This window comes from Aromatoleum toluolicum (assembly GCF_012911005.2).
GTDB classification, from domain to species: Bacteria; Pseudomonadota; Gammaproteobacteria; order Burkholderiales; family Rhodocyclaceae; genus Aromatoleum; species Aromatoleum toluolicum.
Genome location: NZ_WTVS01000012.1, coordinates 27,789 through 51,508, shown reverse-complemented (window position 1 = coordinate 51,508; position 23,720 = coordinate 27,789). Strand labels below are relative to the sequence as shown.

Sequence of the window (23,720 nt, the reverse complement as noted above, 5' to 3'; positions counted from 1 at the left end):
GCATATGGAGCGCCAATATATGAGCGCCAGCCGGACCTTCCGGGTGCTGCCGGGTTTCCACCTGACGCTCGGCTGCACCCTCGCCTACCTCTCGCTGATCGTGCTGCTGCCGCTCGCGGCGGTATTCCTCAAGAGCGCCAGCCTCAGCGCCGCCGAATTCTGGAACGTGATCAGCGCACCGCGCGTCGTCGCGACCTACCGGCTGTCCTTTGGCGTGTCGCTCGCCGCCGCCACTATCAACGCCGTCTTCGGCCTGATGCTGGCGTGGTCGCTGGTGCGCTACAGCTTCCCGGGCAAACGCTTCATCGATGCTCTCATCGACCTGCCCTTCGCGCTGCCCACGGCGGTCGCCGGCATCGCGCTCACTGCGCTGTACGCCAAGAACGGCTGGATCGGGCAATACCTCGATCCGCTGGGGATCCAGGTGGCGTTCAAGCCGCTGGGCGTGCTGGTCGCGCTGGTCTTCATCGGCCTTCCCTTCGTAGTGCGCACCGTTCAGCCCATCCTCGAGGACCTCGACACCGAACTGGAGGAAGCCGCCGCCAGCCTGGGGGCACAGCGCTGGCAGATTTTCCGCCACGTGATCCTGCCGGTGCTGCTGCCCGCGCTGCTGACCGGCTTCGCCCTGGCCTTCGCGCGCGCAGTGGGCGAATACGGCTCGGTCATCTTCATCGCCGGCAACATCCCGATGGTGTCGGAGATCACGCCGCTGATGATCATCACCAAGCTGGAGCAATACGACTATGCCGGCGCGACCGCGATCGCCGTCGTGATGCTGGTCCTGTCCTTCCTGCTCCTGCTCCTGATCAACGGCCTGCAGGCATGGACCGCGAAACGCACGGGGAGAGACCGCTGATGTCTGCCGCAACGACACTCAACTGGACTGCGGCTCCGCGGGGCGACGCCGCCATCCGCTTCGAATCCCGGGAGGCCACACGCGAGGTGCCATGGGTCAAATGGACCATTCTCGGCATCTCGCTGACCTTCTTCGCGGTGTTCCTGCTGATGCCGCTGGTCGCGGTCTTCGTCGAAGCGCTGCGCAAAGGCTGGGAAACCTACTGGAGCGCCCTGATCCATGAAGATGCGCTGTGGGCGATCAAGCTCACCCTCACCGCGGCCGCGATATCCGTTCCGCTCAACCTGGTGTTCGGCGTAAGCGCCGCATGGGCGATCGCGAAGTTCGAATTCCGCGGCAAGCATCTCCTCATCACGCTGATCGACCTGCCCTTCTCGGTATCGCCCGTGATCGCCGGCCTGATCTACGTACTGATCTTCGGCGCGCAAGGCTGGCTCGGTCCATGGCTCGCGGAATACGACATCAAGATCATCTTCGCCGTCCCCGGCATCGTGCTCGCGACCGTGTTCGTGACTTTCCCCTTCGTCGCGCGCGAGCTGATTCCACTGATGCAGGCGCAGGGGCGCGAGGAGGAGGAAGCCGCAATCGTGCTCGGCGCGAACGGCTGGCAGACCTTCTGGTATGTGACGCTGCCGAACATCAAGTGGGGCCTGTTGTACGGCGTGATCCTGTGCAACGCGCGGGCGATGGGCGAGTTCGGCGCCGTTTCGGTGGTTTCCGGCCACATCCGCGGCCAGACCAACACGCTGCCGCTGCACGTGGAGATCCTTTACAACGAATACCAGTTCGCCGCCGCCTTCGCGGTGGCCTCGCTGCTTGCCCTGCTCGCCCTCGTGACCCTGGCGGTCAAGACCTGGGTCGAGCACCGCGCCAGCGGCGGGAATCAATCACGAGAAGCCCATCAGGACGCTGCATCATGAGCATTCAGGTCAGGAACATCTGCAAGACCTTCGGCAACTTCGTCGCGCTGGACGACGTCTCGCTCGACTTTCCCACCGGCGAGCTGGTCGCCTTGCTGGGGCCGTCGGGCTGCGGCAAGACGACGCTCCTCCGAGTCATCGCCGGCCTGGAACAGGCCGACGCCGGACAGGTGCTGCTGGACGGGGCCGACGCCTCGCGCACGCATGTGCGCGAACGCCAGGTCGGCTTCGTGTTCCAGCACTACGCGCTGTTCCGCCACATGAACGTGTTCGACAACGTCGCCTTCGGCATGCGCATGAAGCCGCGCGATCAGCGCCCGTCGGAGAAGGCGATCCGCGCGAAGGTCGAGGAGCTGCTCGCCCTCGTGCAGCTCGAATGGCTCGCCGACCGCTTCCCCTCGCAACTTTCGGGTGGCCAGCGCCAGCGCATCGCGCTCGCCCGCGCGCTTGCGGTGGAGCCGCGTGTGCTGCTGCTCGACGAACCCTTCGGCGCACTCGACGCGAAGGTGCGCAAGGAGCTGCGCCGCTGGCTGAGGAAGCTGCACGACGAGCTGCACATCACGTCGATCTTCGTCACGCACGACCAGGAGGAAGCGCTGGAAGTGGCCGATCGCGTCGTCCTCATGGACCGCGGCCACGTCGAACAGATCGGCACGCCGGAGGAGGTCTATCGCCAGCCCGCCACACCCTTCGTCTACGGCTTCCTCGGGTCGGTGAACTTCTTCCACGGCCGCGTCGACGGTGGCAATCTGCGTGTCGGCGAGGACGTGCTTCCGCATTCGCCGCAGGATTTCGACACCGGCTCGGAAGTCATCGCCTTCGCACGCCCGCACGAACTGGACCTCGTTCCCGACGCGCATGCCGACACCGGCGTCGCGGCGCGCATCACGCGCATCCTTGCCTTCGGCGTCACCGTGCGCGTCGAGCTCGACGGCCTGAACGGAGCGACCGGCCAGCATTTCGAGGTCGAATTGACGCAGCAGCGCGTCACCGAACTCGCCCTCGCCGAGGGGCAGACCGTGCGTCTGCTACCCTCGCGCCTGAAAGTCTTCCAGCGCAACGACGCCATCGGAGCAAGCGCATGAATTTCCAGCAGCTACGCATCATCCGCGAGACGGTGCGCCGCAATTTCAATCTCACCGAGGTCGCCAACGCCTTATTCACGTCGCAGTCGGGCGTCTCCAAGCACATCAAGGACCTCGAGGACGAGCTCGGCGTCGAGCTCTTCGTACGCAAGGGCAAACGCCTGCTCGGCCTCACCGATCCGGGCCGCGAGCTCGTCGTGATGGTCGAGCGCATGCTGCTCGACGCCGGCAACATCAAGCGCCTGGCCGAGCAGTACAGCAACCGCGACGAAGGCCGCCTGACGGTCGTGACCACGCACACGCAGGCGCGCTACGCGCTGCCCCAGGTGGTGACCGAGTTCAAGAAGGCTTACCCCAAGGTACTCCTCAAGCTGCATCAGGGCAGCCCCGAGGAGATCGTATCGATGCTGCTGGACGGGCAGGCCGACATCGGCATCGCGACCGAGGCGCTCTCGGATGTGCCCGAACTGGCGTCCTTCCCTTACTACTCCTGGCATCACTCGGTGATCGTGCCCGCCGGCCATCCGCTCGACAACGCAACACCGCTCACGCTCGAGGCGATCGCCGAATACCCGCTGATCACCTACCACGAAGGCTTCACCGGGCGCTCCATCATCGACCGCGCCTTTGCCGCCGCGGGGCTGTTGCCGGACGTCGCGATGTCGGCGATGGACGCGGACGTCATCAAGACCTATGTCGAACTGGGCCTGGGCGTGGGCATCGTCGCGTCGATGGCCTTCCAGCCCGGGCGCGAGGGCGAACTGCGCCAGCTCGACAGCAGCCACCTGTTTCCCGCCAACACCACGCGCATCGCCGTGCGCCGCGGCCATTACCTGCGCGGTTTCGCCTACCGCTTCATCGAGATGTGTTCGCCGACGCTCACCGAGGCGACGGTACGCAGCAGCGTCACCCCGGCGGGCAATGGCCACGCCGAAGAATGAAGCAGCCCGCCGCGCGCCAGCGCCTGCTATTCTCCGTTTTCCGGACCAAGGAGCCATCACATGTCGAACTGGTACAACGATAATGCAGAATCCATCGGCAAGACGCCGCTGGTCAGACTGAACCGCATCACCGACGGCGCCGCCGCGACGGTGCTGGGCAAGATCGAAGGGCGCAATCCCGCCTATTCCGTGAAGTGCCGCATCGGCGCAGCGATGATCTGGGACGCCGAGAAGCGTGGCCTGCTGGGCCCCGGCAAGGAAATCGTCGAACCCACGAGCGGCAACACCGGCATCGCGCTGGCATTCGTCGCCGCCGCACGGGGCATTCCCATCACGCTGACGATGCCCGACACGATGAGCGTCGAACGACGCAAGCTGCTGGTCGCCTACGGCGCCAAGCTGGTCCTGACCGAAGGCGCGAAGGGCATGAACGGCGCGATCGCGAAGGCCGAGGAGATCGCGGCGTCCGACCCGAACAAGTACGTGCTGCTGCAGCAGTTCAAGAACCCCGCGAACCCGGCGATCCACGAGGCGACGACCGGCCCCGAGATCTGGAACGACACCGACGGCAAGATCGACATCCTCGTGTCGGGCGTCGGCACCGGCGGCACCATCACCGGCGTGTCGCGCTACATCAAGCAGACCAAGGGCAAGGCGATCCATTCGGTTGCCGTCGAGCCGACCGCGAGCCCGGTGCTTACGCAGACGCGCGCCGGCGAACCGCTGAAGCCCTCGCCGCACAAGATCCAGGGCATCGGCGCAGGCTTCGTGCCGCAGGTGCTCGACATGTCGCTGGTCGACGCGGTCGAGACCGTCAGCAACGAAGACGCGATCCTCTACGCCCGTCGCCTCGCGCGCGAGGAAGGCATCCTGTCGGGCATCTCCTGCGGCGCAGCCGCGGCCGTCGCTGCGCGCCTCGCACAGCGGCCGGAGAACGCAGGCAAGACCATCGTCGTGATCCTGCCGGATTCCGGCGAGCGCTACCTCAGCTCCATTCTGTTCGAAGGCCTGTTCGACGCGACCGGCGCGGCGCTTTGAGCGACGCGGTTTCGACGACTGCCGCGGGGGCGTCCGCCCCCGCGGCACAGGCGGCGGAAACCCTGCCCATCCTGTACCGCGACGACTGCCTCGTCGCCGTGCACAAACCCTCGGGGCTGCTCGTCCATCGTTCCGTCCTCGACGTGCATGAAGAGCGCTTCGCGGTGCAGATCCTGCGCGACCAGATCGGCCGCCACGTGCACCCCGTGCACCGCCTCGACAAGGGCACTTCGGGCGTGCTGCTGTTCGCGCTCGACCGCGAGACGGCCGCCCTGGTGTCGTCGGCCTTCGAACGGCAGGCCGTGCGCAAGACCTACCTCGCCGTCGTGCGTGGCCATCCGCCCGCGGACGGCGTCATCGACCACCCGCTGACGCGCCGTTTCGACGACGCCGAGCGCCGCCCCGAGACAGTGGCGGAGGCCCCCGCGCAGGACGCCGTGACGCACGTCCGTCGCCTCGCCACCGCCGAACTGCCCTACCGGGTCGACCGCTACCCGACGAGCCGCTACGCGCTGGTCGAGCTCAGCCCCGCCACCGGCCGGCGCCACCAGATCCGCCGCCACCTGAAGCACATCTCCCACCCCATCATCGGCGACGCGACCTTCGGCAAGGGGCGGCACAACCGCCTGTTCGCGCAGCTCTTCGGCACCTCGCGCCTGCTGCTCGCCTGCACCCGCATGCAGCTCGCGCATCCGCACACCGGGGAAGCGCTGGATCTGCGCACGCCCCTCGCAGACGACTTTGCACGCGTGCTCGATGCACTCGGCTGGAGGGAAGCAGCAATGGCTAGCTGGTAGCCGCGCCGCAAGGAAATCCCGTTCGGGCTGAGCCTGTCGACGCCCTGCCCATGCCCGTCGGCGCGCTCGGGGCGTACGCCTCCATTGGATTGCCGCCTTGATGATGGGCGACGGACACGTCCGGCAACAGCATCGCGCAAGCGGCGTCTTTCGGCGGTCACCGATTCGTTGCACAATGAATCTCCACGATTACCAACACGACACCGGCTCATGAACCCCCTGCTCCAGGTCCGCGCCCAGGGTCAGCAAGTCTGGCTCGACAACCTCTCCCGCACCCTGCTCAACGAAGGCCAGCTCGCGAAGATGATCGCCGAGGACGGCATCGACGGCGTCACGACGAACCCCGCGATCTTCCACAAGGCCATCGCCGGCGGGCGCTATTACGAGGACGACCTCGCGGCACTGAAGGCGCAGCCCCTCGATGCCGAGGCGCGCTACGAAGGCCTCGTGATCCCCGACGTGCAGCGCGCCTGCGACCTGCTGCGCCCCACGTGGGAGCGCAGCGGCGGCAACGCCGGCTACGTGAGCCTCGAGGTGTCGCCCGCCCTCGCCCACGACGCGGCCGCCACGGTCGCCGCCGGCGTTCGCCTGAAACAGGCCGTCGCACGCGACAACCTGCTGATCAAGGTGCCGGCGACCGTGGCCGGGCTGGACGCGATCGAACTGCTGATCGGCCGCGGCGTGAGCGTCAACGTGACGTTGATGTTCTCCCTCGCCCACGTCGATGCGGTTGCCGACGCCTACGTCCTGGGCCTGCAGCGCCTGCGCCAGGCCGGCGGCGACGTGCGCAAGGTGATGTCGGTCGCGAGCCTGTTCCTGTCCCGCGTCGACACCCTCATCGACAAGCAACTCGACGAACTCGGCGGTGATGCGCTCGCCCTGCGCGGCAAGGCTGCCGTGGCGATGTCGAAGCTTGCCTACCAGCGCTATCGCAAGCGCTTCCACGGCACGGCGTTCGCGGAACTGCGCGCGCTGGGCGCACGCCCGCAATACATGCTGTGGGCGAGCACCGGCACCAAGAACCCGGCCTACAGCGACCTGCTCTACGTCGAGCCGCTGATCGGCCCGGAAACCGTGAATACCCTGCCCGACGCAACGCTCGCGGCGCTGCGCGACCACGGCAAGGTCGCAGCGACGCTCGGTGACGACGTCGGCGCCGCGCGCTCGACCTTCGACGCGCTGAACGCCCTGGGCCTGGACATGACGGCAGCCGGAGAGCGCCTGCAGCGCGAAGGCCTGGCGCAGTTCGAGGACGCGTTCGCGCAGCTGCTGCAACTCACTGCCTGACGCACGCGCGACGGACGCAACAACCGCCACAAGACAAAGCCCGGCGGAGGCCATGCCTCCCGCCGGGCTTTTCGTTTAGCGCGCCGTCCGGCGCTCAGGCGGCCGCGACCTGCTTCGCCATCATCGTCAGGCGGCTCAGCCAGCGCTGGTCGCCGGCGCTGCCGAGCAGCTCCTTCATGTCGAGGATCAGCACGATCTGGCCATTCGACAGCGTGGTCACCCCGGCGACGCCCTTCGGGCGGAAGTCGTCGAGCGACTTGATCACCGCATCCTCGCGCCCCGCGAAGCTGTCGATGCCGAGGATGAAGGACATCTCCGCCGTCTGCATCAGCACGCCGTAGTACGGCGCGCGCTCGAGCGGCCAGCCCAGCAGCCCTGCCAGCGGCATGATCGGCAGGACCTCGCCGCGCACGACCATCGTCGCGCGCCCGCCGACCTCCTGCACCTCCTTCGCCTCGATCGGCAGGATCTCGCGCACCATCGACAACGGCACGGCGAAGGGCTGATCGCCCAGGCGCACCAGCAACACCGGCAGGATCGCCAGTGTCAGCGGCAGGCTGATCACGAAGGTCGTACCCTTGCCGAGTTGCGACTGGATCTCGATGTTGCCGTTGAGCTTCTGGATGTTGGTGCGCACCACGTCCATGCCGACACCGCGACCCGACACGTCCGACACCTGCGCCGCCATCGAGAAGCCCGGCAGGAAGACCAGGTTGAAGCTCTGACGCTCGTCCATCGAGTTGGACTCTTCGTCGGTGATGAGCCCCTTCTCGACCGCCTTGGCGCGCAGGCGCTCGGCGTTCATGCCGCGTCCGTCGTCGGCGACCAGGATCACGATGTGGTCGCCTTCCTGGCGCGCCTCGAGGCGCACGATGGATTTTTCCGGCTTGCCGGCCGCGATCCGCCCCGCCGCATCCTCCACGCCATGGTCGACCGCGTTGCGGATCAGGTGGATGATCGGGTCGGCGAGATCCTCGATCATGGTCTTGTCGATCTCGGTTTCCTCGCCGGCGAGCACCAGCTCCACATCCTTGCCCATGCTGCGGGCGAGGTCGCGCGCGATGCGCGGATACTTCTGGAACAGGCGCCCGATCGGCTGCATGCGCGTCTTCATGACGGCGTTCTGCAGATCGGATACGAGCAGGTCGAGCTGGCTGACCGCGATATCCAGCGAATGCAGGGTCTCGGTGTCGTTGCGGCCGGAGAGGATGTCGCTGCGCAGCGCGTTCAGGCGGTTCTTCGTCAGGCCGATCTCGCCCGACAGGTTGAGCACTTGGTCGAGACGCGTCGTATCGACGCGGATCGAGTTGTCGCGCTGCTTCTCGCCGTCGCGGCGGCCCGTGCTGACCTGCGAACCGGGTTTGTCGCTCGCGCGGCGGCCCACCGCCGCCTTGATGACCTCCTCGGGCGGGCGCGTCGGGGCGGCCGCAACGACGGCTGCCACCGGCCCGGCTTCGCGCACCGGCTGCACTACGCGCGCCACGCCGGTGACGACGCCGTGCAGCAGTTCCCAGTCGGGAGCGCCGCCGGCCACCGCCTGGCCAGCCGCCGCCGGTTGCGCCGGGGCGGTCGTCTCATGCGCACTGCCGGCGACCAGCTCGCCCGCGATCGCCTGCCTGAGGCGAGCGATCAGGTCCGGATCGGCAGCCGTCGGCTGCATGCCCTGCTCGAGGCTCGCGAACATCTCGCGCACCGTCGCCGTCGCCGCCAGGATCACGTCCATGATCTCCGGCGTCACGGCGAGTTCGCCATTGCGCAGGTTGTCGAACAGGTTTTCTGTCAGGTGGCACAGGGTGACCAGCTCGGTCGCGTTGAGGAAACCCGCCCCCCCCTTGATCGTGTGGAAGCCGCGGAAGATCTCGTTGAGCAGGCCGCGGTCGTCGGGCGAGCGCTCCAGATCCACGAGCTTGTTGTCGACCCCGGAGAGCAGGTCTCCCGCCTCGATCAGGAAATCCTGAAGAAGGTCTTCCATTCCGGCGAAGTCACTCATCACGTTCTCGCTTACTTGTTGCGGGCCGGCGGCCCCGTTCATTCGCCGGCCCAGTCATCCGGGGTGCCCGGCCCGGCGGAACCGGGCAGCGACCGTTCAGAAGCCCAGGCTGTCCAGCAGGTCGTCCACCTGCTCCTGCGTCGTGACCACGTCATCGCGGCCCTCGGTGCTGACGACGGGGCCATTCATCAGCCCGCTGTGCTTGTCGCCGCGCTTTTCCGCCGGCGTCACCTCGAGCAGCACCTGCAGGAGTTCCGTCTCCAGCTTCTGCGCGAGGTCGACGACCTTCTTGATCACCTGGCCGGTCAGATCCTGGAAATCCTGCGCCATCATGATTTCCATCAGCTGCGCGTTGGTCGCGCGACTTCCCTCGACCACGTCGCCGAGGAAGCTGCGCGTTTCGCCGGACAGCGCCTTGAACTCCTCGACCGACAGCTGGTTCGCGAACAGCTTGTCCCACCGCGCCTGCAGCTCGGCAGCACCGGACTGGATACGCCCCTGGATCGGCTGGGCGATGTCGGTCGCATTGAGCACACGGCTCGCCGCCTGCTCGGTCATCTGCGCGATGTAGGTCAGGCGCTGGCGCGCATCGGGAATCGCCTGCACCGCATCCTGCAAACCGTCGTCGGTGCCCAGCTCGCGCAAGGTGTTGTGCACTTGTCGTGTCATCTGTCCGATTCGCGTGAACACCGCATCGCAGCTGTGCTCGGATTGCGCAGGCGCGACAACCGATGCGGCGGGCGCGGCAGTCTCTGCGGCCACGGCGCCGGCCTCGAAGTCCGCGGCAACGGAATCGAACAGCGCCTGCAGTTCGTCGTCGTCGCCCCCTGAATTCCCTGCTGCAGCAGGGGCGGGCGCAGCCCGCGCTGCCGCCGGTGCCGGCTGCGCCTGCGTGTTCGCGATGCTGTCGAACAGGGCCTGGAGTTCGTCCGAATCCCCAACCTCGTCCTGTTTCAGCTTCTTCGCCATTATCGGCCTCCCTGATCGTCTCTCTTCCCGCCCGTCAGGCGGTGGCCTTCTTGCCCATTTTTTCGAAGATCTTTTCCAGCTTTTCGGACATCGTCGCCGCGGTGAAGGGCTTGACGATGTAGCCGCTGGCGCCGGCCTGTGCCGCAGCGATGATGTTTTCCTTCTTCGCCTCGGCGGTGACCATCAGCACCGGGAGGTGCCGCAGGTGCGGCGTCTGGCGGATCGTCTGCAACAAGGTCAGCCCGTCCATGTTGGGCATGTTCCAATCCGTCACCACGAAGTCGAACGGAGCGCTGTTGAGCTTCTGCAGGGCGACGGCGCCATCCTCGGCCTCGTCGACGTTGGTGAAGCCCAGCTCCTTGAGCAGATTGCGCACGATGCGGCGCATGGTCGAGAAATCGTCGACGACGAGGAATTTCATCTTGGGGTCGGACATTCTTGTATCTCCGTAATCTTGCGCACGACCCGGGTCAGCCTTGATGACCCCGGGTCAGCAGCGGACGCAGAGTGTCTGCGAGCGCATCGGCGTCGAATTTTGCCACGTAGGCGTCCACACCGACCCGCTTTCCCATCGCCCGGTTCGCTTCCGACGACAGCGAGGAGTGCATCACGACCGGGATGCCGTCGAAGCGGCTGTCGGCCTTGATGTTGCGCGTCAACACATATCCATCCATTTCGGGCATCTCGGCATCCACGAGAATCAGGTCGAGCTCGTCGCTCACCCGGTGGCCGATCTGCTGCGCGTGGCTGGCCATGCCCTGCAGGCGCGTCCAGGCCTCCAGGCCATTGACCGCGTGCTTGTGCTTCACTCCCAGCTTGTCCAGCACCTCCGAGATCTTGCGCCGGGCGACGCCCGAGTCGTCGACGTAGAAGACCTCGTAGTCCTCACCGTCGGGGATCGGCGCGATGTTGCCGACCACCGCATCGCCGAAGGTCGTGGCCAGCACGGTCTCGACATCGACGATCGACACCAGCTTGCCGTCGGGCAGCTCGGTGATCGCGGTGATGTAGTTATGCACGGAGCTCGAAATGTTGTCCGGCGCGCGCACCTTGTCCCAATCGACGCGGATGATGCGATCGACCCCGGACACGAGGAAGCCGAGCGTGCGCTTGCTGTATTCGGTGACCATCATCGACCCGCCGAGCGGATCGCCGGGCCGCGCAAGGCCGAGGATCTTCGCCAGCGCCAGCACCGGGATAACGTTGCCGCGCAGCGAGATCAGGCCCTCCACCCCCGCCGGCATGTTGGGCGCGCGCGTGATGAAGGGCGCGGCCGACACCTCGCGGACCTTGAACACGTTGATGCCGAAGGTCTCCGAGGTGCCGAGCGAGAACAGCAGGATCTCCATGCGGTTCGAGCCGGCGAGGCTGGTACGGCCATCGACGACGTTGAGCACGCCGTTTTCTTCGGTCTGGTAGCTGGACATGACAGGAATTCCTCAGGACGCGCGGGTTTGCTGCTCATCCCGATTGAGCAGGCGGCGCAGCGTCTCGGCGAGACGCTGAGGTTCGAACTTGGGAACATATTCATCGACGCCGACCGACTTGCCGAGCTGCTGGTTCGACATGCCGGACAGCGACGAGTGCATGATCACGGGAATGCCCGCGAAACGCGGATCGGACTTGATCGACTTGGTGAGGATGTAGCCGTCCATCTCCGGCATCTCGACGTCGGTGAGCACCAGGCTCACCACGTCGCTGACCCTGCGCCCGGTGGTTTCGGCGAAGCGTGCCGCCTTCTGCAACTCTTCCCACGCCATGCGCCCGTTGATCGACCCGACATACGGCACGCCCAGCACGTCGAGCGTGCGTTCGATCTGGCGGCGCGCCACCGAGGAGTCGTCGGCGAAATACACCGTGTGCGCGCTTCCCTCGATCGGCTCGATCCCCTTGAAGAGGTACTGGTCGTCCTGGGTCGTCGTTTCCGCCAGCACCTTCTCGACGTCCAGCATCATGACCAGCTTGTTGTCCTTGAGCTCGGTGACCGCGGTGACCAGTCCGCCCATGTTCGCCGTGAGCATGTCCGGGGGCACGCGCATCTGCGCCCAGTCGAGGCGCAGGATCGTATCGACCGCCTCGACGAGGAAACCCTGCGTGTGGCCGTTGTACTCGGTGACGATCATAATCTCGCGCTTGGCGTCGGCTCCGACACCGACATAACGGCCGAGATCGACCACCGGCACCAGCACGCCGCGCAGGCTGACCATGCCTTCCACCGAGGACGGCATCTCCGGTGCCGCGGTAATGGCCGGGGTGCGCATCACCTCGCGCACCTTGAACACGTTGATACCGAAGGTCTCGCGACGTCCGGTGCGCTGGTCGACACCGAGCGTGAACAGCAGTATCTCCAGCTTGTTCGTGCCGGCCAGACGCGTGCGGGCTTCGATATTCTTGAACAGTTCGGACATTTCACTCTCCGCGTTACGCGGCAATATGATCGGGGCGGCATCCCTGCGCCGTGATTACAATCAAGATAACGTCAGTGACCTGAAATACTTGAGGCGCCGCATCACGGAATTTGCACCGCATTCGCGTCGGCCCGACATTTTCGCATTATGGTCGTGCTCCGGGTGAACCGCTCCCCGGTTCCCGGCTAGGCATCGCGCGCGCCGCCCGGCACCACCTGGCGCAACACATGCTGCGCGACCTCGTCCAGCGGCACGACCTCGCACGCCGCGCCGATCATCGCCGCCTCGCGCGGCATGCCGTACACGACGCACGAGCCGGCGTCCTGGGCAATGGTCCACGCCCCCGCACGCCGCATCGCGAGCAGGCCCCGTGCGCCGTCCTTGCCCATGCCCGTGAGCAGGACGCCCACCGCCGCAGCCCCCGCCAGCTCCGCGGCTGCGGCGAAGAGCACATCGACGGAAGGCCGGTGACGATTGACGGGCTCCGCACGCGACAGCTCGCACTGAAAACCGCCCACCGACGCGCGCCGGATCAGGAGGTGCGAATGCCCCGGCGCAATATAGGCCGTGCCCGGCAGCACCGCCTCGCCGTGCTCGGCCTCCTTGACCCGTAGCGCGCACAACCCGTCGAGGCGGCGCGCGAACGCGCCGGTGAACATCTCCGGCATGTGCTGCGTGATCAGGATCGGCGGCGAATTCTGCGGCATGCCGAGCAGGACCTGCTTGATCGCCTCGGTACCCCCCGTCGAGGCGCCGATGAAGATGATGCGGCCACCGGACACATGGCCGGAGGACAGGGGTCTAGTTGCCGTCGGCATCGGTGCGCTGATAGACGGTGCGTCCCGTCGAACGGAACAGGTCGCCCGCGTGCATGAAACTCTCGGAATGGCCGGCGAACAGCGCCCCGTCCTTGCGCAGCAGCAGCGGCACGAAACGCTTGAGGATGCTGTACTGGGTCGTCTTGTCGAAGTAGATCATGACGTTGCGACAGAAGATCGCATCCAGCGGCCCCTGCACCGGCCATACGGCATCGAGCAGGTTGATGCGCCTGAAGCTCAGCAGGCGCTTCAGCTCCGGCCGCACACGATGCTCGCCGGCCGCGAGACCGCCCCCCTGCTCGAAATAGCGCCGCAGCATCTCCGGCGACATGCGCGCCACGCGGTCCTCGCGATACACGCCACGCTCGGCATGCGCGAGGACACTGGTATCGATATCGCTGGCGATGATCTGGACCGGCGGGGTGAGCGTATTGAACGCCTCGCAGGCCGTGATCGCAAGCGAGTAAGGCTCCTCGCCGGTGGACGCCGCGTTGCACCAGATGCGTATCGTGCGGCGTTCGACGACACGCCGCATGCGCTCGGCCAGGATGTCGAAATGGTGTGCCTCGCGGAAGAACGAGGTGAGATTGGTCGTCAGCGAATTGACGAAGGTCTCCCACTCGGCGCGATCGCGCTCGAGGCGGCCGATGTATTGCGCGAAGCTGCGGTCCCCGCACGCGCGCAGCCGCCGTGCCAGCCTGCTGTAGACCATGTCCTGCTTCGCCTGCGACAGGACGATGCCGGCGTGGTCGTAGATGAGCTTGCGGATGCGTTCGAAATCGGCCTGAGTCAGCTCGAACTCGCGCTCGCCGGACGCCGACAGCGCCGACGCGGCCGCTGCGGCGGCCATCGCCGCCAGCCCCGGCGCGGAATTCGCCGCGAGATTGGGACGAACCGGAGCGTCCGCCGCCGTGTGGGCAGCAGCTCCCGGCACTGCGGGCTTGCGGCCGAAGGGGGAATCACCAGCGGGCATCTTCAGACCACCTCACAGGCCGTGTCCGGACGGCAGCTCATCACACGGCATCGCATCAGGGCGACTTCACGGGTGGTAGCGGGAGCGGCAAGGGACTGCGCCCCCGCACCGGCGCCGCGGGCGCCTGGTTCCTGCTCTCGATGTTCTCGCGCAACTCCGTGCCGTCGAGCGGCGCAGACGAACCGATATCCAGAGCGCCCGCCTGGTTGCGCACGGCCTCCTCGGTCTTCTTGTTCATCACGATGATGCTGATGCGGCGATTCATCGGATGAAACAGGTCGTCCTTGCGCAGCGGCACCATGTCCGCGAGGCCCACGACGCGGATCACCTTGCCGGCCTCCAGACCGCCGACGACCAGCTCGCGGCGCGAGGCGTTGGCGCGATTGCTCGACAGCTCCCAGTTCGAGAAGCCGCGCTCGCCGCCGGCGTATCGCGCCGCATCGGTGTGCCCCGACAGGCTCAGCCGGTTGGAGACATCGTTGAGCGCACGCCCGATCGCCCGCAGCAGCTCGCGCGTGTAAGGCAGCAACTCGTCACTCGCGGTGTTGAACATGGGGCGGTTCTGCGCATCGACGATCTGGATGCGCAAGCCCTCCGACGTGATGTCGAGCAGGATCTGGTTGCGGAAGGGGCGCAGCTTGGGGTCGGCCTCGACGAGGGCCTCGATGCGCCCCTTCAAGTCCTCGAGGCGCGCGCGTTCGCGCGTCGCTTCCACGCCTTCGTCGTCGCCCTCGACGCGATACACCTCGCGTCCCTTGGCTGCATCGAGGTTGATCGAGCGGCGCCCTTCGATCTCGCCGCGCTTGCGCTGGCCGAGGGAGCGGGTGAGATCCTCGCCGCCGCCCTGGATGACGCTGGAGCTGTCGCCCGCCCCGCTGCCACCCTGCATCGAGACCTTGAGCGGATTCAGGAAGTGGTCGGCAATGCCTTCGAGGTCGCCCTGCGCCGTGGAGCCGAGCAGCCACATCAGCAGGAAGAAGGCCATCATCGCCGTAACGAAGTCGGCGTAGGCGATCTTCCACGCGCCGCCGTGTGCCGCGGCGGCGACCTTCTTGATGCGCTTGACGACGATGGGCTGCTGGCTATCGTCGCTCATGGGCGCCTCATGCCGCGGCGGCGGTCAGCGTCGAGCATTCGCATGGCGACGGCGGTCATCGCGGCCTCACCCCTTGCGGGCCTTGATGTCCTGCTCGAGCTCGGCAAAAGTCGGGCGTTCGCTCGAGTACAGCGCCTTGCGTCCGAACTCCACGGCGACCTGCGGAGCGTAGCCGTTCATGCTGGCGAGCAGCACCAGCTTGATGCATTCGAACATCTTGCCGCCTTCTTCCACCTGCTGTTCGAGCTGGCTGGCGATCGGCTGCACGAAGCCGTACGAGATCAGAATGCCGAGGAAGGTGCCGACCAGCGCACCGCCGATCATCTTGCCGAGCACGGCCGGCGGCTGGCCGACCGAGCCCATCACGTTCACGACGCCCATCACCGCGACGACGATACCGAAGGCCGGCAGCGCGTCGCCGAGCTTGGCCATGACGTGCGGCGCGATGTGGGTTTCCTGATGGTGCGTCTCGATTTCCTTGTCCATCAGGCCTTCGATCTCGAAGGCATTGAGGTTGCCGCCGACCATCATGCGCAGATAGTCGGTCAGGAACTCGACCGCATGATGGTGCGCCATGATGGTGGGGTACTTGGTGAAGATCGGGCTCGACTCGGGATTGTCGACATCGTTCTCGATCGACATCAGGCCTTCCTTGCGCACCTTCGCCAGCACCTCGTACAGCAGGCCGAGCAGGTCCAGGTACATGGCCTTGGTGTAGGGCGAGCCCTTGAACAGGCTCGGCAGGGCCTTCATCGTCACCCTGAACGCCTTGGGGCCGTTGCTGCCGACAAAGCCGCCGATCATCAGGCCGACGATGGCAAGATATTCCATCGGCATCCACAGCGCCATGAGACTGCCGTGGACGGAATACGTGCCGACCGATGCTGCGAGGATGATCAGATAACCAATGATGAGGAACACCGGGAAGCCCCCGTCGATTCGACACGCGCGGCAACACCGCCGCACGCCGGAAGATTTATTGCGATTCTAACGTCACTCGGCGTGCAAACTTGAACCCGGAAAATGAAAAGGCCGCCGGCATGTGCGGCGGCCCCATGCGCGGACGGACGCCGCGAATCAGTCAGCGGTAGCGAGCGCCTTGGTCTTGGCGACGCGCCGGGTGGCCGGGGCGCGCTTGGCGCCCGTCGCCCGCGCGGCCTCGGCGGCACGCTTGGTCTTGCCGGCGCGCGAGGGCATGTTGCACAGGCCGCACACGAACTCGTGCGTCGGGTCGTAGGCGTGCGCGACGAAATGGCCCCCACAGGTCGTGCACGAGGCCATCTGCAGCAGGTCGGCATCGAAGAAGCGCACCAGCGTCCAGGCGCGGGTGAGGCTCAGCGCCGGCTCGATCACTTCGGCCTCGATGTGGTCGAGGTACAGGTGATAGGCCTTCAGGATCGCGTCCAGCCCCTTGAGGCCGGTATGCGCCTGGAAGAAGCTGAAGAAGTTCATGAACAGCGACGCATGCACGTTCGGCTGCCAGGTCATGAACCAGTCGGTGGAAAACGGCAGCATGCCCTTCGGGGGCGACATGCCGCGGATTTCCTTGTAGATCTTGAGGAGACGCTCGCGGCTGAGCTTGGTTTCGGCTTCCAGCATCTGCATGCGGGCACCGAGGCGGACCATTTCGGCCGCGCGCTGGATGTCCTCAGCCTCTTCGATGATGCTCTTGTTCTTCATCGTATTCTCCTTGCCGCCCCACCCGGGGGCGCTCCGCCGCGATCCTGCAGTGGCCTGCGGCATCCTCTGCCGCCCGTGCCCCTGCACCTCCCGCGGCGCCGTGTCGGCGCCTATCCCGCCAACCGCTTCACCGGCTTGCCCGCGGCGAGAATCGCCGCATGCAGGCTGGAACTCGTCTCGTCACGCCCCTTGCCCGCGAGCAGCCCGGCAAGCAGCGCATCGTCGAAGCGGAACAGCAGCATCTGGCTGCTGGCCATCTTGACCAGCTTGGCGCTCGAAAGCCCCTCGACCAGATCGGCGACGTCCTTGTCGATGCCCAGGCGGAACATCGCGGTCTCCCGGTCGCTGCGCAGCATCTGCTGGGCCAGCATCAGGTACGCGAGGTTCAGTTCCTTGATTTCCGCCTGAAAATCAGGACGTTTCATTTCCGCTCCCTTTCAGGGACAAGCGCCATAAAGTTAAAGTGAATTGTGAGCAATTGCAAGAAAATGTGCCGGATGGCATGTTGCAGATACGCCACAGGTAATAACCACAGTACGACCAAGGTGCTGTAACGAAAGAGAAATTACCGAAATCCCGCGGCTTTCCGGACGAGAGCCGGACTTCAGTCGGCGGCAGTGGCGACGCCATCCGATTCGCCGGTCTTCTGGACCGTCGCGACACGGTTGCGCCCCTTCTGCTTGGCGAGATAGGCGCCCAGGTCGGCCTGTTTCATCAGGGCGTCGACGTCGGGCATCCAGTGTTCGCGCATCGCGACGCCGATGCTGGCGCTGATCGCGACGCGCGCGTCGCCGGCCTGCAGCGAAAGGCTGTCGAGCGCCTTGCGCAGGCGCTCGGCGCAGCTCAGGGCGTGGGCCAGATCCGTTTCCGGGCAGATCGCCAGGAACTCGTCGCCGCCCGTGCGGCACACGACGTCCTGGCCGCGCAGCGCGCCCCTCAGGGCGTCGGCCGCGCTGCGCAGGACTTCGTCGCCGACGTCGTGGCCGAAGGTGTCGTTGATCTGCTTGAAGTTGTCGAGGTCGATGATCATGCACGACAGGGGGCGCCCCCAGCGCTGTGCGGCGGACCATTCCTGCTGGATGCGGTCGATGGCGTAGCGGCGGTTGGGGAAGCCGGTCAGTGCGTCGGTGAGGGCGGCTTCGTGCAGGCGGCGGTTCGTGACCGCCAGCTGCGACGCGAAGTGGCGGATTTCCTCGTGCTCGCGCTCGACCTCCTGCTGCAGGCGCACCACCCGCTGGCCGGCCTTGAGGCGCGCGGCGAGCACGCGCGGGCGCAAGGGCTTGGCGATGAAGTCGTCGGCCCCGGCGTCGAAAGCCGCGACGAGGTGTTCGTCGTCGCCGCTGTGCGTGAGGAGAATCATGTAGATCGCCTGGCCGATGCGCGTCTGGCGTAGCGAACGGACCAGATCCGGACCGTCGAGTTCGGGCAGGTTCCAGTCGAGGATCATGATCTGCGGTTGCAGCTCGAGGGCCAACTCCATGCCCTGACGTCCGTCGCCGGCCTCATGCACTTCGTAATGCGCCTGCTCCAGAACGGCGCGCAGGCCGGCGCGTGTGCGCGGTTCGTCGTCGACGATCAGCGCACGCTGGTGGGCGCGCGCGGCCGGCTCGCCCGCAGCCGCGTCGGCGGGCTCGGGCGTCGCAGGCAGCTTGACGGCGCTCCGCTTGCGGGCCTGCGACACGGCGGGAACCTTTGCCGCGGCCACGACCACGGGGCCGGCCTCGGCCAGGTCGGCGAAGTTCGGGGCGCGGGGTTGTTCGAGCTGGAGCAGGCCGCCCCAGTCCAGCCACAGGGCGGCAATGCGCTCGCAATCCGCGACGATGCATTCGCGTTCGATGCCCAGACGCGCGCCGTCCATGAAAAGACCGGCTGCGAGCCTGTTCCGCGCGACGTCGTCGGAAACGCAGATTTCGGCAACGTCGCGCGCCGCGACAAGGACCTGAAGCATCCGCCGCGCCCGCGATCCGTCGGCGAGGTGAGTTTCTTCCGGATCGTGGGATTGCGCGACGGCATCGATGAAGATCCGCGGCAGCCCCCAGTCTTGGAGCATCGCGCCGGTCAGCTCGCGGTGGTTCATCGCAAACTCGGCCTGCTCCAGCTCGAGCAGCGGCGCAGCGCCGGGCCGGCTTGCCGCCTCGAGCACGGCTGCGTATTCGGCCGGATAGAGCGTCGCGAGGGAAAGCTCGCCGACGCTGCCGAGCAGGCCGACGGCGAAGAGTTCGTCCGCCGGCGCCGCGCGGGTGCGCTCGGCGAAGACCTGGGCCGCGAGCGCACGGGCGAGCGAAGCACTCCAGAAGCGGTTGTAATCGAACGCCTGGCAAGCTCCGCGCCGGTAATGCGAGAGCAGCGAAAAACCCAGCACCATGGTCCGCACGGCGGGCAGGCCGAGCACCATGAGTGCCTCGTGCACCGAGGCGACCGGGCGGCGGCTGAAGGCGACGAGGCCGTTGGCCGCCTTGATGAGCCGGCCGACGAAGGCCGGGTCGGCGCCGATCACCCGCGCGAGCTCGGCCGTCGACACGTCCTGCTGGCGCGTCAGGCGGATCACCGCGAGCGCGATTCCCTTCGGCGACGGGAGATCGCCGGAAGCGCGGATCTGTTCGAAGCGGGTCGAATCCAACGGGGGAGGCATCGGCGGCGGTAAACGGGGGGTGGATTGTCGCCGCGCTGCAGGCGTGCTGCGGACGGCGTTCGGGTCGGGCGAACTGTACCGTGCCGGGCAGTCGGCTGTCACGAAGGACGATCGGCGAAACGTCGCCGGGAGGTCTCGGGGGCGGTTTAGGGGCTAGAATTTGTCCGAACGAACAGGTCGGCGAACACGATGAAATACTGCTCAGACTGCGGCGCGAACGTCACGCTGCGCATTCCGCCCGGCGACACCTTGCCGCGCCATGTGTGCGCGAGTTGCGGGACGATCCATTACCAGAATCCCAAGATCGTCGTCGGCGCGATTCCCGAATGGGGAGAACGCATCCTGCTGTGCCGTCGCGCGATCGAGCCGCGCCACGGGTACTGGACGCTGCCGGCGGGGTTCATGGAGAACGCCGAGAGCACGGCCGAGGCAGCGGCGCGCGAGACGCTGGAGGAGGCGTGCGCGCGCATCGAGGTCGGCGCGCTGTTCACGCTGATCAGCGTGCCGCACATTAACCAGGTGCATATCGTGTATCGCGCACGCCTGCTGGACCTGGAGTTCGGGCCGGGCGAGGAATCGCTGGAGGTGGGGCTGTTCGAGGAGAAGGACATCCCCTGGGACGACATCGCCTTCCGCACGATCTCGCTGACGCTGCGCCATTATTTCGAGGACCGGCGGCGCGGCAGCTTCGGCACGCACAACGCGAGCATCACATTGCCGCCGATGGCGACGATTCCCTGAGGAGCAGCGATGCGCGCGATCCGCGGCGAGATCCTGTACTTCACCGGCGATCCCGCCGGCGGGGGAGCGGATGCGCTGCGGCATTTCGCCGACGGATTGCTGATCGTGCGCGACGGACTGGTCGCGGAAGCCGGGCCGGCGGACGCCCTGCTGGCGAAGCTGCCCGCAGACATCCGGAGCGAGGACCGGCGCGGACGGCTGATCGTGCCGGGGTTCGTCGACACGCACATCCACTTCGCACAGACGGACATCATCGCGAGCTCGGGCGGGCAGCTGCTCGAATGGCTCGAATGCCACACCTGGCCGGCCGAACGGCGCTTTGCCGATCCGGACCACGCGGCAGCCGTGGCCGGTTTCTTCTGTGACGAACTGCTGAGGAACGGCACGACGACCGCGGCGGTGTTCCCCACCGTCCATCGCGTCTCGGTCGAGGCGCTGTTCCGTGCGGCGCAGCGGCGGCGCATGCGCGTGATCGCCGGCAAGGTGCTGATGGACCGCAATTGCCCGGATTTCCTGCGCGAGACGGCCGAGGACGGCGATGCCGGATCACGGGAACTGATCGCGCGTTGGCATGGCCGGGATCGCCTGCTGTATGCGGTGACGCCGCGCTTCGCGGCGACCTCGACGCCGCAGCAGATGCGGCTTGCGGGCCGGCTGTTCGCCGAGCACCCGGGCATCCATCTGCAATCCCATCTTGCGGAGAACCGCGCCGAGGTCGCGTGGATCCGCGAGCTATATCCGGAGGCGCGCAGTTATCTGGACGTGTATGAGCGTTTCGGGCAGCTCGGCCCGCGCAGCGTGTTCGCACATTGCGTGTGGCTGGACGACGCCGATCGCGGGCGCATGGCGGCAACCGGCGCGGCGATGAGCTTCTGCCCGACCTCGAACCTGTTCCTGGGCTCGGGGCTGTTCGACCTTGCGAAGGCCGACGCCGCGGGGGTGCGCGTCGGCATCGGCACCGACGTGGGCGCGGGGACGAGCTTCTCGATGCTGCAGACGCTGGGCGAGGCTTACAAGGTGCTGCAGTTGAACGGGCAGTCGCTGTCGGCTGAGCGGGCCTTCTTTCTCGCGACGCTGGGGGGGGCACGCAGCCTGTATCTGGACGACCGGATCGGCAGTTTCGCGCCGGGGCGCGAGGCGGATTTCGTCGTGCTCGATCCGGCCGCGACGCCGCTGCTCGCACGACGCAGCGCGGCGTGCGAGACGCTGGCGGAGCGGCTGTTCGTGCTGATGATGCTGGGCGACGACCGGGCCGTGGCCGAGACCTGGGTGATGGGTGAACCGGCGTGGCGCCGGGCATGACGTGAAGGTTGCGTCGTCTGTAGGGCGGGCGTAGCGCAGCGCATCCCGTCAAACCCAACGACGGCGCGCGCTCCGGGCGCGCATGGCGGGATACGTCTTCGGTTACTCCCGCCCTACGATCCGGGGGAGTAACCGGCGTTCGGGGCATCGCATGGACGGAAGCACGAAGCGCATCCCACCCCTTAGGACGCCAGTTCCGCACGATCCTCGAACAGGTCGAGGGCCTCCGGGTTGGCGAGCGCCTCGATGTTCTTGACCGGCCGGCGATGCACGACGTTGCGCACGGCGAGTTCGACGAGCTTGCCGCTCTTGGTGCGCGGCACGTCGGTGACCTGCACGATCTTCGCCGGCACGTGGCGCGGCGTCGCGTTGTCGCGGATGGCCTGCTTGATGCGCGCGACAAGGGCGTCGTCGAGCGCGAGGCCTTCGCGCAGGCGCACGAAGAGCACCACGCGCACGTCGGTCGGGTCCTGCGGCGGCCAGTCCTGGCCGATCACGATGGACTCGACGACTTCGGGCAGCTTCTCGACCTGGCGGTAGATCTCCGCGGTACCGATGCGCACACCGCCGGGGTTGAGCGTCGCGTCCGAGCGGCCGTGGATGACGAGGCCGCCGTGCGCGGTGATCTCGCAGAAGTCGCCGTGGCACCACACGTTGTCGAAGCGCTCGAAGTAGGCCGAGCGGTATTTCGTGCCGTCCGGGTCGTTCCAGAAGCCGATCGGCATCGACGGGAATGGCCTGGTGCATACCAGTTCGCCCTTCTCGCCTGCGACCGGACGGCCTTCATCGTCCCACACCTCGACCGCCATGCCGAGGCCGCGGCACTGGATCTCGCCGCGCCACACCGGCAGGGTCGGGCTGCCGAGGACGAAGCACGAGATGATGTCGGTGCCGCCGGAAATCGACGCGAGCTGCACGTCGGCCTTGATCGACTCGTAGACGAAGTCGAACCCTTGCGGAGCGAGCGGGCTGCCCGTGGACAGCACGGCGCGCAGCGCAGAGAGATCGTAGGACTCGGCCGGGCGCAGGGCGCTCTTGCCCAGCGTCTCGATGTACTTCGCTGAAGTGCCGAAGTGGGTGATGCGCTCCTGCTCGGCGTAGTCCCACAGGACCTTGCCGTCGTCCACGAAGGGGTTGCCGTCGTAGAGCATCAGCGTGGCGCCCGCGGCGAGGCCCGAAACGAGCCAGTTCCACATCATCCAGCCGCAGGTCGTGAAGTAGAACAGGCGGTCGCCTGCGCGCACGTCGGCGTGCAGCGTGTGTTCCTTGAGGTGCTGCAGCAGCGTGCCGCCCGCGCCGTGCACGATGCACTTGGGCACGCCGGTGGTGCCGGACGAGTACATCACGTACAGCGGGTGGTTGAACGGCAGGCGCTGGTAGCGCGGCTCGGTCTCGGCCGCATGCGGCGCGAGGAAATCGGCATAGGCGACGGCGTCGCGGATGCCGGCGAGATCAAGCGAAGCATCCCCCGCCAGATAGGGGACGACGACGAAGCGCTCGACGCTGGGCAGCTGCGGCGCGAGTTCGGCGAGCTTGCCGCGGATGTCGATCGGCTTGCCGTTGTACCAGTAGCCGTCGCAGGCGATCAGCACCCTGGGCTCGGTCTGGCCGAAGCGGTCGAGCACGCCCTGCACGCCGAAGTCGGGGGAGGCTGAGGTGAAGGTCGCGCCGAGGCTCGCGGCGGCCAGCATCGCGACGAGGGTCTCGGGCAGGTTGGGCATCCAGGCGGCGACGCGGTCGTGCGGGCGGACGCCGGCGGCACGCAGTGCGGCGGCGAAGCGCGCGACTTCGGCACGCAGCTCGCTGCGCGTCATCGCGCGCTTGACCTTGTCTTCGCCCCGGAACACCAGCGCTTGGTCGTTGCCGCTGTCGCGCAGCAGGTTCTCGGCGAAGTTCAGGCGCGCGTCGGGGAACCAGGCGGCGCCGGGCATGCGGTCGCCGTCGATGAGCGCGCGCGCGCCGCGCTCGCCGATCACGCCGCCGAAGTCCCAGACTTCGCACCAGAAATCGGTCGAATGGCGCACCGACCAGTCATGCAGTGCGTCGTAGTCGGCGAGTTGCAGGCCCGAGGCGCGGCGGATGCGTTCGGTGAAGGCGGCCATGCCGGTCGCGGCGATCTGTTCGGGACGCGGGGTCCACAGCGGGCGATCGTCGAATTCCTTGTTCGTCATGTTTCGTGTGTCTCCT

The 23,720-nt window shown here is 67.0% G+C and carries 22 protein-coding genes; 9 read left to right on the top strand and 13 right to left on the bottom strand.

What is annotated here, in order from left to right; translation table 11 throughout:
• The first annotated feature begins 19 nt into the window (after nt 1-19).
• From cysT to tal, 7 genes are all read left to right on the top strand, one after another.
• Nucleotides 20-856 carry a sulfate ABC transporter permease subunit CysT gene (gene cysT, locus GPA27_RS07605; protein WP_169139131.1) on the top strand — a complete coding sequence of 279 codons (837 nt, stop codon included), beginning with the start codon at nt 20-22 and terminating at the stop codon, nt 854-856.
• Nucleotides 856-1,776 (top strand): sulfate ABC transporter permease subunit CysW, encoded by a 921-nt coding sequence (gene cysW, locus GPA27_RS07600; RefSeq protein WP_169139129.1) that lies wholly within the window; start codon nt 856-858, stop codon nt 1,774-1,776. Before cysT ends, cysW begins: the two co-directional genes overlap by 1 nt.
• Nucleotides 1,773-2,861 carry a sulfate/molybdate ABC transporter ATP-binding protein gene (locus tag GPA27_RS07595; RefSeq protein ID WP_169139127.1) on the top strand — a complete coding sequence of 363 codons (1,089 nt, stop codon included), beginning with the start codon at nt 1,773-1,775 and terminating at the stop codon, nt 2,859-2,861. The genes cysW and GPA27_RS07595 overlap by 4 nt, the downstream gene beginning before the upstream one ends.
• Nucleotides 2,858-3,802: a CysB family HTH-type transcriptional regulator gene (locus GPA27_RS07590; protein ID WP_169139125.1), complete on the top strand. Its 945-nt coding sequence runs from the start codon at nt 2,858-2,860 to the stop codon at nt 3,800-3,802. The genes GPA27_RS07595 and GPA27_RS07590 overlap by 4 nt, the downstream gene beginning before the upstream one ends.
• A 60-nt stretch (nt 3,803-3,862) precedes the next feature.
• Nucleotides 3,863-4,840 (top strand): cysteine synthase A, encoded by a 978-nt coding sequence (gene cysK, locus GPA27_RS07585; protein WP_169139123.1) that lies wholly within the window; start codon nt 3,863-3,865, stop codon nt 4,838-4,840.
• Nucleotides 4,837-5,637 carry a pseudouridine synthase gene (locus GPA27_RS07580; RefSeq protein ID WP_169139121.1) on the top strand — a complete coding sequence of 267 codons (801 nt, stop codon included), beginning with the start codon at nt 4,837-4,839 and terminating at the stop codon, nt 5,635-5,637. Before cysK ends, GPA27_RS07580 begins: the two co-directional genes overlap by 4 nt.
• Nucleotides 5,638-5,847: 210 nt before the next feature.
• On the top strand, nt 5,848-6,924 hold the full coding sequence (gene tal / locus GPA27_RS07575; protein WP_169139119.1) for a transaldolase: 1,077 nt from the start codon (nt 5,848-5,850) through the stop codon (nt 6,922-6,924).
• 94 nt (nt 6,925-7,018) lie between these two features.
• Here tal and GPA27_RS07570 read toward each other — a convergent pair whose 3' ends face one another.
• The 12 genes from GPA27_RS07570 to GPA27_RS07515 all read right to left on the bottom strand — a co-directional run bounded on the left by GPA27_RS07570 (nt 7,019) and on the right by GPA27_RS07515 (nt 19,478).
• Entirely contained in the window at nt 7,019-8,914 is a 1,896-nt protein-coding gene (locus tag GPA27_RS07570; RefSeq protein ID WP_211164883.1) for a chemotaxis protein CheA, read from the bottom strand.
• A 96-nt stretch (nt 8,915-9,010) separates the two neighbouring features.
• The gene (gene cheZ / locus GPA27_RS07565; protein ID WP_169139117.1) at nt 9,011-9,883 is read right to left on the bottom strand and encodes a protein phosphatase CheZ; all 873 of its coding nucleotides are present in this window, start codon (nt 9,881-9,883) and stop codon (nt 9,011-9,013) included.
• 34 nt (nt 9,884-9,917) lie between these two features.
• A complete protein-coding gene (gene cheY / locus GPA27_RS07560) occupies nt 9,918-10,319 on the bottom strand; it encodes a chemotaxis response regulator CheY (RefSeq protein WP_018991156.1) in 402 nt (133 codons plus the stop codon).
• A 34-nt stretch (nt 10,320-10,353) separates the two neighbouring features.
• Nucleotides 10,354-11,310 carry a chemotaxis protein gene (locus GPA27_RS07555; protein ID WP_169139115.1) on the bottom strand — a complete coding sequence of 319 codons (957 nt, stop codon included), beginning with the start codon at nt 11,308-11,310 and terminating at the stop codon, nt 10,354-10,356.
• Nucleotides 11,311-11,322: 12 nt separating this feature from the next.
• Nucleotides 11,323-12,291: a chemotaxis protein gene (locus tag GPA27_RS07550; protein ID WP_169139113.1), complete on the bottom strand. Its 969-nt coding sequence runs from the start codon at nt 12,289-12,291 to the stop codon at nt 11,323-11,325.
• Between the two features lie 185 nt (nt 12,292-12,476).
• Entirely contained in the window at nt 12,477-13,109 is a 633-nt protein-coding gene (locus GPA27_RS07545) for a chemotaxis protein CheB (protein ID WP_211164882.1), read from the bottom strand.
• On the bottom strand, nt 13,093-13,959 hold the full coding sequence (locus GPA27_RS07540; protein WP_169139232.1) for a CheR family methyltransferase: 867 nt from the start codon (nt 13,957-13,959) through the stop codon (nt 13,093-13,095). The genes GPA27_RS07545 and GPA27_RS07540 overlap by 17 nt, the downstream gene beginning before the upstream one ends.
• Nucleotides 13,960-14,137: 178 nt before the next feature.
• Nucleotides 14,138-15,178 carry a flagellar motor protein MotB gene (gene motB / locus GPA27_RS07535; RefSeq protein WP_169139111.1) on the bottom strand — a complete coding sequence of 347 codons (1,041 nt, stop codon included), beginning with the start codon at nt 15,176-15,178 and terminating at the stop codon, nt 14,138-14,140.
• Between the two features lie 66 nt (nt 15,179-15,244).
• Nucleotides 15,245-16,099, bottom strand: a complete 855-nt coding sequence (motA, locus tag GPA27_RS07530; RefSeq protein ID WP_169139109.1) for a flagellar motor stator protein MotA — start codon at nt 16,097-16,099, stop codon at nt 15,245-15,247.
• Between the two features lie 156 nt (nt 16,100-16,255).
• Nucleotides 16,256-16,858 carry a flagellar transcriptional regulator FlhC gene (gene flhC / locus GPA27_RS07525; RefSeq protein WP_169139107.1) on the bottom strand — a complete coding sequence of 201 codons (603 nt, stop codon included), beginning with the start codon at nt 16,856-16,858 and terminating at the stop codon, nt 16,256-16,258.
• 110 nt (nt 16,859-16,968) lie between these two features.
• Nucleotides 16,969-17,283, bottom strand: a complete 315-nt coding sequence (flhD, locus tag GPA27_RS07520) for a flagellar transcriptional regulator FlhD (RefSeq protein ID WP_076603648.1) — start codon at nt 17,281-17,283, stop codon at nt 16,969-16,971.
• A gap of 179 nt (nt 17,284-17,462) precedes the next feature.
• On the bottom strand, nt 17,463-19,478 hold the full coding sequence (locus tag GPA27_RS07515) for a GGDEF domain-containing response regulator (protein WP_308446326.1): 2,016 nt from the start codon (nt 19,476-19,478) through the stop codon (nt 17,463-17,465).
• Nucleotides 19,479-19,679: 201 nt separating this feature from the next.
• Here GPA27_RS07515 and GPA27_RS07510 point away from each other — a divergent pair, with 201 nt between their 5' ends.
• The gene (locus GPA27_RS07510; RefSeq protein ID WP_169139103.1) at nt 19,680-20,231 is read left to right on the top strand and encodes an NUDIX hydrolase; all 552 of its coding nucleotides are present in this window, start codon (nt 19,680-19,682) and stop codon (nt 20,229-20,231) included.
• A 9-nt stretch (nt 20,232-20,240) separates the two neighbouring features.
• On the top strand, nt 20,241-21,533 hold the full coding sequence (gene guaD / locus GPA27_RS07505) for a guanine deaminase (protein ID WP_169139101.1): 1,293 nt from the start codon (nt 20,241-20,243) through the stop codon (nt 21,531-21,533).
• Nucleotides 21,534-21,715: 182 nt separating this feature from the next.
• Here guaD and GPA27_RS07500 read toward each other — a convergent pair whose 3' ends face one another.
• Nucleotides 21,716-23,704, bottom strand: a complete 1,989-nt coding sequence (locus tag GPA27_RS07500; RefSeq protein WP_169139099.1) for an acetoacetate--CoA ligase — start codon at nt 23,702-23,704, stop codon at nt 21,716-21,718.
• Between the last annotated feature and the right edge of the window lie 16 nt (nt 23,705-23,720).